Annotated in this window: 8 protein-coding genes; 2 read left to right on the top strand and 6 right to left on the bottom strand. The window is 39.0% G+C overall.

Going from position 1 to position 11,895, the window contains the following annotated elements; genetic code table 11:
• Window positions 1-543: HI0074 family nucleotidyltransferase substrate-binding subunit (locus MTBBW1_RS10840; RefSeq protein ID WP_080803242.1), on the bottom strand; the 543-nt coding region annotated here is incomplete at its 3' end.
• Window positions 544-900: 357 nt separating this feature from the next.
• Between MTBBW1_RS10840 and MTBBW1_RS10835 the strand changes: the two genes are divergently transcribed.
• A complete protein-coding gene (locus MTBBW1_RS10835) occupies window positions 901-1,458 on the top strand; it encodes a hypothetical protein (protein ID WP_080803239.1) in 558 nt (185 codons plus the stop codon).
• A gap of 71 nt (window positions 1,459-1,529) precedes the next feature.
• Here the strand turns inward: MTBBW1_RS10835 and MTBBW1_RS10830 are convergent, their stop codons facing one another.
• The 5 genes from MTBBW1_RS10830 to MTBBW1_RS10810 form a co-directional block, all read right to left on the bottom strand.
• On the bottom strand, window positions 1,530-1,991 hold the full coding sequence (locus MTBBW1_RS10830; protein WP_080803236.1) for a hypothetical protein: 462 nt from the start codon (window positions 1,989-1,991) through the stop codon (window positions 1,530-1,532).
• A 9-nt stretch (window positions 1,992-2,000) separates the two neighbouring features.
• Complete coding sequence (locus MTBBW1_RS10825; protein ID WP_080803756.1) at window positions 2,001-4,325, bottom strand: serine protein kinase PrkA; 2,325 nt, start codon at window positions 4,323-4,325, stop codon at window positions 2,001-2,003.
• 332 nt (window positions 4,326-4,657) lie between these two features.
• On the bottom strand, window positions 4,658-6,514 hold the full coding sequence (locus MTBBW1_RS10820) for a SpoVR family protein (RefSeq protein WP_080803233.1): 1,857 nt from the start codon (window positions 6,512-6,514) through the stop codon (window positions 4,658-4,660).
• Between the two features lie 166 nt (window positions 6,515-6,680).
• Window positions 6,681-7,853: a DUF444 family protein gene (locus tag MTBBW1_RS10815; RefSeq protein WP_080803231.1), complete on the bottom strand. Its 1,173-nt coding sequence runs from the start codon at window positions 7,851-7,853 to the stop codon at window positions 6,681-6,683.
• Window positions 7,853-9,916, bottom strand: coding sequence for a serine protein kinase (locus tag MTBBW1_RS10810; protein ID WP_080803228.1), 2,064 nt, complete (start codon window positions 9,914-9,916; stop codon window positions 7,853-7,855). Before MTBBW1_RS10810 ends, MTBBW1_RS10815 begins: the two co-directional genes overlap by 1 nt.
• Window positions 9,917-10,514: 598 nt before the next feature.
• Here MTBBW1_RS10810 and MTBBW1_RS10800 point away from each other — a divergent pair.
• The coding region (locus tag MTBBW1_RS10800) for a midas domain-containing protein (protein WP_080803223.1) at window positions 10,515-11,895 on the top strand (1,381 nt) is incomplete at its 3' end.

The following is an 11,895-nucleotide window of genomic DNA, read 5'->3' as shown; positions in this document are numbered from 1 at the left end:
GAATTTTGCTCTGGAGCCAAACAGAATTGCAGATTTTATCTGATTATTTGACTTCAGGATTTGAATGATTTTTTTTGAAGTGTTTAAATCCAGCGTCGGTATCATTTCTATCAAATTTCCTCCTTCTCTATTTGTTCCATGATTTTTTTTAAAAGAGAGGAATTGTAGAAGGTATATATTGGCAATTTCTTTTACGGCTTTGTCAGCCATTGATTTGTCGTAGGCATGTGACGTAAGGTTTCTGGCCTGGATCATATCCATCCAGATATCACCATCTGTGATTAAATCATACCGGAAAGCTTCTCTTGTAGCATCCCTGGAACCCTTTATTCCGATATTGCCTTGATACTGAAAAAAATCCTTCATTACATTCCATGCAAGCTCATGGGTATATTCAAAAGCCTGTATCATCCCCTGCTTCTCCAGCAGACTCAACTGCCTTGTTTTTAAAATATCGACAGCATCGATCAACTGTTCCAATGCCAATTTATAATTTGAAAAGCGTTGCTTCCATCTGATATCTTGATTTCTATCAACCACCATTTCTTTTTTATCCTTTACTTACATATTATTAATTTATGAGATCAAGACAGATTTCTTCCATTCTTTCAACTCTTCTGCTATTTTATATGAAAGTCCCCGCAAATGGCTGTTTTTATAAAGACTTTCAACTCTTCGATTGTGGCGGTGAACCGCCATGTTGGTTTATATGAAAGTCTCCGTAACAGCCTGTTTTAAAAACGACTTTCATCCCTTCGATTGTGGCGGTAATCCGCCATGTACGTTATTAAAGAACAATAATTCAAGATATAGCATAAAGCAATACACAATAGTTTTTTATCAATAAGGATATAATCATGTACAAAAACAATTTACGGAAATCTTACAAATTACAAAAAGATGAGAAACATTAACAACAGGGACAAAGTAAACCTTTATGCTGTGACACACCATTTCCCGCAAAAGTTGTTTAGCAAATTTAAAGATACCAAATCCCTTGAGTGTATCATTAAAGACAGAGTATATGATCTTAAAATCTTTACTCCTGTGAGATTCATAATTTCAAATAATTTTGACCATCCCATTCTGGGACTGTTTTCAAACAAAACAGAGCAGATAGAAAAGAGTTTGGAAAGGCTTAATAATGATGGATGGCTGCTTGACAATGTAAGTACATATTTGAATGAACTATATAAGCACTATTCATTGGAGGGTGTTGATATGCCATATACAAGAGAGATGTTTCTTAAAGATCATTATCCTGATGTTTATAATCATTTTATATTAGGACAACAGAAAGGACGCCTGGAAGGTCGCCAGGAAGGAGAACTGATTGGTAACATAACAGCATTACAAAAAATATTGAAATATCAAATTGCAAGCAGAGCGGAGTTGGAAGGAAAAAGCATTAGCGAGTTGCAGGAGATATTAAAAGAGCTTGAAAAGCAAATTAATTAACCTTGCTATATTTAGATTGTTTTTGTACTGCATACGGTTGATATTTGAAATGAAGTAACTTTGCAGTTTTTTCATAATCTCGCTGGATGCCCGCATTTTAAAAAGTCTTTTGACTTCAGTGACAATTTTACTGATATCACCAGAAAACAGCAGTTCTTTAAAATCATTGTATTTGAGTTGAGCAGCCTTCTTTTTAGGAAGTGTTCCAAAGGCCTTTCGAGATTCTGCTCCGCATGCGTCCAGTCTATGATTTCAGTAATTTTGAGGGCTTCTCCACCTGTTTCCCTGATAAGTTTCGGAAGACATTCCCATATCCATGGAGCTCCGTCTCCTACAAGGACGACTTCAGACGCTTTTTCAATTTCCAGTTTAACAAGATAATGCTCAAACAGTACCAGAAAACCATCAAGTTTCTCTGTCGTTCCATCAATGAAAAGGGGGATCTTTTTCACAACATCCCCCTCTTCATTAATGATGTAAATGGCGAATACACTGAAAACGTAGTTTTGCTTAAAAAAGTGTAAAGTAGCCATATCTCTTATTTATTTAAATTTCCCGGCAAGGTTACTGTCAATCACATAGATACAGACCTCCTTGGCACCTTGTTGGGTATAACCGAACTTTGTAACCATGTTGTTTATAAGAAATTCAACATCACTTTTTATACGCTTGTCGTATGTCTTAAAATCCGTTGTATCAAAATCCTTGATGGCACGACCAAAATTTTCATTGCCAAGAAAAGGTTCAAGTACCCGTTTCTTCAGATTGTAAACATATCTTTCATGCAGGGATTCAAAAAGCTTTGTCTGGGAAATATCTTTTTCTTCAATCATTATCTCCCGTGTCAGAGAGTTTGTGGTGTACTCTTTTAATACATCATTTCGCATCTCCTGCCTTTTGGCCATGGTTATACTATCGGCAAAAAGACGATTTTCAATGCTTTCAAGAAACTCGTTTGTCACATGTATAACTTCGTTGGTAAATATACAGCGAGCAGATGAGTCAATTTCAAAGTTAACGGCTGAAATATAGTTTTTGATATCCTTGGAAATCTGATCCTCATTGTAATAATAGAGAGACTCTTTTACCTGCTGCAGAACATTAAAGTCATACATGCGAAGAAGGGACTCAAGAAAACCATCAGGAATCATTTTTGGCATTTCTGTTACAATGTTTCTGAAAAATGAGCATAAAGCAGGCATGTTGATAAGACGATCTTCCCTTGCAAACCTTGAGTAGAACTGATCAAAAATACGTATGGAGTCTCTTCCTGAAAAACCGTGGTTTCCTTCAGTTTCCGACTCTGCAAGGATTTTTCTCCACATCTTTGATGTTAATGCCTTTCGGTCATCATTATCAACCCACTCAGGAAGGTTCCCCGAATAAATCTCCATCTTGAGCAGCATCAGATTTTCATCACAATATCTTCTATATTTTGCTGCATTTTTAATCCACTCCAGAAGGCTCTCAGACTTTGATTTAAGTCGGGAAGATATAATTATCCTTGCAAAATTTTCCATCACCATTGGCAGAAAATTGTCATCAATATGCCTTCCAAATATATTATGATAGATCATCACCTCTGTGTTAACATCAAGGACATATGGAATGTTAATATACTGGATTCTATCTGAAAAAGAGGGGAAATCCTTGATGTTTTTCTTGTCTTCAGGGTTCATAAGGGCAAGAAATAGGGAGTTGACACTCTCCTCAATATCTTCAACCTTGTGGACTGCCTCACTTATAATATTATGAAGCTCAACCATCCTCTCAACATTGTGAGATTTTATATCCATCAAGGCATATATACCGTTGTTGGTTTTGGCAAATCTGGAATATATATAGTGTATAAGATTGCTGTCCCTGAAAAGGTTATTAATCCTGTTCTGAACCATCTGGTTGGTTATTACATTCTGCTGAACAGGCCTGTCTCCGGGGTTGAATACACTGATGCCGCTTCCAAGACGACGATTGAAATAGTATGGCCTTGCATGGAGCATATCAAATACCTTTGCAGGTTCTCCAAGTCGTTCCAGAAGAGACTGATAAATTGATTCACATATGGTACAACACTCGGCATTGAAAACCCAGTCATACTGTTTTTCCGTGAAAAGACGCCATTTAAACTCATCGTTTTTAATTAGCTTATCCAGCACTCTGCGACGATGGCTTTTGGGAATAATCAAAATCGGATTATCGTGGGAGATGCATGGAATCTCAATGTGGGCAGTATTAAAGCCTGTAGCAATACATTGCTCTGACACCTCATCATCAACTTTTCCACCGGGCTTTTTTTCAATAAGCTCCACAAGGCGCTCAATGGCAGTAACAGTTTCTGCCCGCCCATGCCCTCCAAGCTGTTCAATATCAAGTCGCCAAACAACTTCATAGCGCATTCCGGCCTCGGTGTTGGCATACTCTTCAAATTTTTTCAAAAGGTTATTTAAAAACGTACTCTTTCCACATCCATGTGGACCATGAAAAATATATATCCGGTTCTGCTGGGTTCCATGCCGTAAACTTTCCATGTGCTTCATAAGCCGATTGGCAAAGAGCCTGTCTGCAAAATAGGGACTTTCAGAGCCTTCAACAAAAAGTCTGGTGCAGTCATAATCAATGAGATTAAACTCATCAATATCATCCAGAATGGAATCCTGGGAGACATCCACATTAGCCTGCATCATGTCATGGAACACTTGAAATACATTACGGAGCATATCAGCAGGCCTGCTCTCAACAAGATCAAGATAATTGTTGAATGTGATGGGCTTGAGCCTCTCATAATCTCCAATTTCGCCATTAAGAAGCTCAACTGCTTTTTCCGCACGGGTTTTTTCATCTATTATACCAAGGGATTTTGTATCCATATTTTGTTTTGATCTCCCTAAAATAAGCATTTGGAAAATTTTTACTGTAAAGCCTCCATAATGGCTTGATATAAAAATGCTTTCACGTTTTTTGGGTAAAGCTGGGTTTTCATACAAAAAAAAGCTTTCCAGAAAAATATTTTATTTTTTTGTCAAAAAAATTAATGCAGATAACAGATAGTTAGACTTTTCCATTATCAATTTAATTATCTGGAATTCTATATTGTGTTGTTTACCAAATGCCTACTTATTTGTGAAAGCTTACCAAATATGAAGCTTTAATGAAAAAGTTCTCCCCAAAGGATTCCCGGTCATGACTGATGAGAAAATCTCTATATATCTCTTTTTATAAGCTTTCGGTTTTCCATCACATAGAGCACCCGTTTCCAGGTTATCTCTTTTTTATTATCCGGTTGAGCTGCTGAAGGTGAAGGGGGCTTTGGCTGGTTCCAGAAATTAATGAATCTCTGGTGTGGGGTTTCCGCAGATGCTGCTACAGGCTCACTTGTTTCAAGCCTGACTGAACGTCCCCACAGATACTCAATTCCCACCATTGTGTTTTCAATATAATCCCTCTTCAAGGGTTTTCCTTCAAATTTATGAACAAGGTAAAGAGGCCCCTGTGTGGTCTTCTTGTGATCCACATAGATAACAGGCGGGTGGTAAAGCGTATTGATAATCATATCCCTGTAATCTTCTGCCTTGCGTGACTTGACATAGTATTGCCAGGACATCCGCTCTCTGTTAAGGCGTTTTCCAGAAACAAACAGGTTGTGCTTATCCATGAATTCCTGGTCAATGAAACTATTTATAAATGTAAAATCATTAAGATTTTCACGAATCTGAAAAATTTTCTCAAGACCCTTTTTTCCAGGATTGTCTTTTTTGGATTTGTCAAATTTATCCCGCTTTACCTTGTCCTTAAGATTGAAATATTCAAATGAGTAGCAATCACGATTCTCCATCTCCATAATGTGGTAAAAAAGACGCATACCCAGTGCATATGGATTAAGCCCTACTTTAGGCATTGAGGTGACGCCTGCATTAACCTTTGCAAAATCAGTTTCATGCCCCTTTATTCGGTCGTCCTGCATAAAAAGCATTTCGTGCCATATACTTGCCCACCCCTCGTTCATTATTTTTGTGCGAATCTGGGGCTGAAACACAAGTGATGTGTTCCGGATGATCTCTATTACTGATTTCATCCAGCGGTTCTCATCTTTTTTCAGAAACTCGGAGTTCTTCAAAATATATTGCACAACATCAAGACGGCTTTTCTCTTTTTTCTCAATATATCGACTATAAAAAGAGTCAAATTCAGGATATTTAATACGGACATCAATCAGGAAAAGATCTTCTTTTGAGATATTGCCATTTTTAGTCCCGGATAAACTACCGTTACTCTCATAAATATGATTGAGATCAACAGCAGCACCATGATTTGTATCATGAGTAATATTTTTATCATGAGCATTGGCAGCATAAGCGCCATTTTCATGATTTTCTTGCGAAGTTGCATCTTTTCCAACAACCTCAAGACGATTATGATCAATTTTATTATAACGATCTATCTCTTTTAGATACTCAGACTGAATAACCTTTTTTTCATTTTGAAGAAATATATCAAAATAATAATCAAGTTTTCCCAAGGCTCTTTTCCCTTCACTTCGCAGGGTTCCTGCCACATGATCGTGGTAGCCCACAAGGTTGTCAATAGCCCGTGAAAACTCAATGACATAATCCACCCAACGCCCCTTTTCTGAACGATATTTTGCGATCAGGCGTTTATCTGCAAGGGCCTGACCGTTAAAATCAAAGTCCCATGTATGCTTGAAAAAAAGGTTGTTCTGAAAAAAATCAATGTGACCCAGAACATGGTAAAAAATCATCACATTGAGCCAATCCGGATTATTATCATTGTAGTAGGAGATGGGAGGTCTTGTATTGATAACCGTTTCATAGGGGTTGCTTGGATATAGCTCGTACATACCCTGGCCTGAAATCACCCTGACATCATGAACCCAATAGTCATAAAGCGTGGGGATCATAACCTTGGGACTGAGTTCTATCATATCCCTGTTGGTCACAATATACTCAAGAGACTCATCTTCAAAGGAAAGCCCTGCATCCCTGGCTCTCTGTTTACAGCCTTCCATGATTCCCTTGACATGCTGGTCAATTAATTGCATGAGACGCCCCCTTATCCATACATATAAAAAATTTAAATGAAGATGATAATTCTATAGTATTCCAGATAATTAAATTTATAATGGAAAAGCCTAACTATCTGTTATCTGTATTAATTTTTTTACCAAAAAATAAAATATTTTTCTGGAAAGCTATATCATGCAGTTATCAGGAAATCAGATTTTTAATCCCCTGAATAATTCGGGTATCTTCTGCATCTTCATCCAGTACATCCATTCTGATGAGATTTGCATGTTTTTCAAGGAGACCCGATTTTTTAAGATAGCTTTCAACTTCCGTATCCTTGGATTTTGCATAACTGTGCCTTGCAACAGTAATACCGACCCTGGCAGCATAGCTGATCATCTTTTCAAGTTCTACAAGAGCCTCTTTTCCATCAGTATCCCAGTCATCGCCATCAGTACCATGAAATACATAGATATTGTAGTCCCTTGCAAGGGACTCTTTCTCCACTATTTCGTTGACCATACGATAGGCAGATACAACCTTTGTGCCTCCTGCAACCTTGTAGGAGTAGTACTTATAAAAATCCTCAACTTCCCGGGCCTCGGTATCATGGAGAATAAATCTTGTGAGTACCTGTTTATGATACTGATAAAGCAGCCAGGAGTAGAGCATAACATGCTGTGAGACCACTGTCTGGGTGGGCTTGCCCCCCATGGAACCCGAATAATCCCTGAGAAAAAAGATCAATGCCTGTGATTCATAGCTTTTTTCTTTGGAGAGTATCCGATAGATCATGTCAGAGGGTGCAATAATAAAATCAGAAGGATCAATGGCATATGGATCAGGAATATTTCCAAGGCTCATGTTGGTCTCCACAATCCTTCGCAATGTTGCTTTTTTGTCAAGTATCTGACCAAACCCCCTGTTTTTGTCAGTCATCTCATAGTTGAACTTGACAAGGGTACGTTTTCCACCCTTGTCAACAAGGTTGGGAAGTTCAAAATCCTCTGACAAAACCTTACCAAGTTCATATGCATTGGATTCAAACTCATGATCGCCACCGGAGCCCTGACCCGGACCTTCACCGTCACCTTCTCCCTGGCCTTCCCCATCCTCGGAGGGACGAATAGGCTCTTCCCCTATAACATCACCTTCCTGCCCATCACCTGTTCCACCTGTGGATTCGCCCTCCCCCTCCTCTTCCAGCGATATTTCGTCATGGACAAACTTTTCCTCCACAGTGGTGGGTACCACAACAATTTTCTCCCTGCCCCCCCGGACAGGTTTCACAATACGGCCAATGCGGATCTTGCGTTTAAATCCGTCCTCTTCCCGCTTCCGGTCCTTTTCCAGGAGTTCATCCAGGGTTATCATTATTTATCATCCTCCTGACTGCAGAAGTATTCAATTGTTTTCTGGGCACATGTGTTGCAGTATCCCAGCTTGTTGAACATTGTATTGACCATACGGTCATGGAGTTTCTGGTTCTCTTCATTGGTACGGTTGGCAAGGGCACCTACAAGGCTTCCTGCACCTGCAATGTCTGATTTCAGGCGGACATCAGTTATTGCCTTTACAAGTTCCAGATTATCCATAAAGTCATAATTGGGATCCACGGAAATCTTCTGGCCGTAAATCTTTCTTATGGTATTTCTGAAGGAAGCTCTCTGCTCTTCTGTTTTCAGGCCAAGGCGGTCTTCAACATTCTTTATGTAACGCTCATCAATCTTCATGGCCTTAAGTTCACCTGTCTGGGGGTCTTTGTATTTCCACATCATGTCAGCCCCAAGATGTTCAGCATCCACACCAATGATCATGTTTACATAATTCATTACATCTTTTTTGATGGCAAGGGGTTCATCCATGTAGGCGTTAAATATCTCGGTCATTATCCGCTCACGGTAAAGCCCCCTTGCTGTCTTGAGATCATCCATGAATTTTGCGCGATCTCCGGAATCTGTCACATAATCAAGAACCACCTTTTCAAGTGCATTGAAAATATCAAGGGCAAACATGCAGTTTCCCTCATTGGTTTCAGAACTTTCCAGAAGAATCTGGATGGCCCTGCCAAGGTTTCTCTGTCCAAGCCCTTTTTGTCCAAACCTTCTTGTTATATCAGTATCCTGATTCAGCGTATCAATAAGCTCTGCAAGGGTTTTAAGGCTTTTTTCACCTGCAACCTCTCCTGCGGCAAGTTTCATGGTTTCAACAGGGGTCAGCTTTTCTGATCTGGGCAGACGGCTTAACACAACCCCTACAGATGCAGCATAGTTGAGATTGGGATCCTGATGAAGTTTTTCGCCGTTTATCGTCCTTTTTACGTCATTTCCTATTGCATACTCTGTCAGCTCCTTCTGAAGCTTGTAATCTGTATTGTGCGCCACATAACAGATACGACATCTGTCAACAATGGGAGCCTCTTCTTTTTCTGCAAGAAATGTGTTGAATTCTGAATTGTTACTGGTTGCAATGATAAGAGTATCAATTGGCCATTTATAGCCATCCATCTCAATGGTTCTGTTTTGAATTACACCAAGATAGACCTGCACCAGATCTTTTTTGTTTTTGTATATCTCGTCACTGAAATGGATACCGCCACCTGCAACCCTTGCAAGCGCTCCTCTTCTTAAATCAAAACGATATGGATTGTTTGTATCAGTAATATGAAGCAGCCGCTGAATTGACTCTTCTCCAAGCAAATCCACAGCAGAAGAAGTGATTTTATCCCTTGCCGGATACTTGCCGGTTATGGTCCCAAGGGTTTCACTGAGGGGAACAGGGAGTATCTCTATGAATTCAAGCATTTTATCAAGATCATCATTGCAATATTGCCGGATCTGACTCCAGATATAACCAGAACATGCTCCAAGGGGACGATATAGCTTGAAGAGCCTCTCAAGCTCATTGTCAGAAAAATCAAAGTGTTTTCCAAAAAGCTCCATGGACTCGTTTTTTGTCTCACCAAGTCCCATGGCAAGAATCATTGGATCCTCATAGGTCTGGGACTCAATAACACGAATCCTTCCATACCCTTCAAGCTGATCAAGGTTTTTGAACCTGAAAGTATATTTCCGGTTTTCAGGCTTTGAAAGAAAATTCCGGTAGGATTCACACAGATAGTCCACAAAAAATGTCTTGCCATTCCCTGGTTCACCCACAAGCACAAATGCCATCTCCCTTGAAGAACCGCCTTCTGAGGCATCCTTCACAAAAGAGACAAAACTATTTATTTCATCATACATGCCCACCAGGTGCTTTTTACCTTTACTGAAAAGACCAAAACTGTATGTGGTTCGACCCTTTACATTGATTTTTTCGACACCTGATTCAAGGATCATCCTTGAGACACCCTGAAAAGCATCCTCAAAGCATCGTTGACCTTTTTTTACTGCATCAATGTGATTTAATAGAGATTTTGGATCGCTGTTTTCACTCATTTTCCCTCCCTGGCACCGCAAGTATGCCCCTGATGCCACTACCTGTAGCGTTATAATAATGAGCCTAAAACTTACTTAAGTTACTAAAAAAACTTTAAACTTATGATCTTTTGAAAAACACAGAAAAATTTATTAAGGCGATATTTTTTCGGGAACTTTCAATATAAAATCAATGAATGGCGAATTTGTGTTTCAAGGTTGATTAAGCTGTAAAAAATCAGATTTCAAGATCGTTTCAGCAGTAATCTACTGAAATTATTGATAGTAACCTTGGTATTTTTGACTTTTTACAAGGCTATCAAGGTTGATGATTTCTCTTAAAAAATAATATATCAACCCCAAATAGCGCTGTCAAACTGATTCAAAGAAATTATGAATTTATTTTTGGTATTTGCTCAGATCTTTTAATAACATCACCAAATCTGCTGGTATTGTTTCTCATCTAACAATTTATTTATCAGATGTTTTGACTGAAGGTATTGTTTTTGATATTTATTTCCAGGTCATCAACTTAAGAAGACTCCTGATAAAAAAAGCACACTTTCCCGGGAAGTGTAAATCGGCAAATGAGGGATACCCACAACTGTAAGGGATTATCATGTCTGATAAAAAATTTCTGACAGCATCAATGCTGGCAAAAGAGCTGGGCAGCGGCAAAGCAACTATCAAGTTTTTGCTTAACAGATTTAACCGCTGGCTTCCATATTCCATGAAAAATGGCCAGAAACTCTATGAACAAAGTGTATTGGACACCTTGATTATAATTTCTGAACAATTTGAATCCGGAACTCTTCCCTCGGAAATTGAAACAGTTCTTGAGGGACAGAAGGTCTATTTGCCAGACATATCAAAACAGACAGCTTTATCCAACACCAACGCACATTCCGGGCAACCACAAAACAACGAAAGCAGTGTAACTCTTTCAGATATTCTCAAGGTTTTTACAGCTCATCAGGAACGTATTGCACTCGCAGAAGAACGCCGCGCACTGGCTGAAGAAAAAAAAGCAGAAGCCCTGTCAAAGCGAGCTGAGGCAGAATCATTAAAAGCAGTTGCAATCGAACATCTTGCAGAAAAAATTGAATCAATCTCTTCAACTATCATCTCATCATTTTTGTCAGTTACCTCTAATAAAGAGACCTTGGATTCTTTAAACAAATCATCAGATAACCTTGACCATGACCATTTAACGCCGGATTCTCTATCTTCTTCAAAAGATACTGATCCTTCTACAGCGGACCAACCCATTGATAATGAGCCGCTTATTGATAATAACACCGAAACCGATGAGTCCATTACTGACAATTCAGAGGGTCAGTTATCTGATGATATCTCTTTTTCTGATGAATTAGACGATCCAATCTTACAGGGATTTGAGGATCTTTCCCACTTTATTGAAGATGAAGTGAACTCTGATGATAAAAAGGATAAATTCTCACCCACTGATACTCCTGATTTACCAGAACAGGATGGCTCTGAAGATTCATTTTTTAATAGCGATTCTTCCAATGAAAATAAAGCATGGAATCAGGAAGATCAGGTACGGGAACCATGGAACACGAACCAGGATGACGAAGAGCCATGGATGAAGAGTCATGATTATCAGGATGTAAAGCACAAAGCAGACGTAACACAGAATATTGATATTTCTGAAAGTGATATAGATGACCTTTCCGCCCTTATAGATGAAAATACCTTGGATAATATGGATATCAAGGATATGGAAAGCGACAATGACCTTGATAATCTTTCAGCTCTTATTGATGATTCTGAATTTAAACAAAACAATGATTTTCTGAACAACAATTCCGAAGACAAAGATACTATTGACGACCTTGCAGCACTCATTGATGACCAACCACTATCCAGGGGACTTGAAGTCAGAAGCGATGAGATTGACGATCTTTCGACTCTCATTGATGATAAAAAAAAGGTGCAGAATCTGGATCAAGAGACCATGGATGATCTGGCTTCACTCA

The sequence above is a fragment of the Desulfamplus magnetovallimortis genome (assembly GCF_900170035.1).
GTDB classification, from domain to species: domain Bacteria; phylum Desulfobacterota; class Desulfobacteria; order Desulfobacterales; family Desulfobacteraceae; genus Desulfamplus; species Desulfamplus magnetovallimortis.
This window is presented reverse-complemented; position numbering and strand designations above follow the sequence as displayed.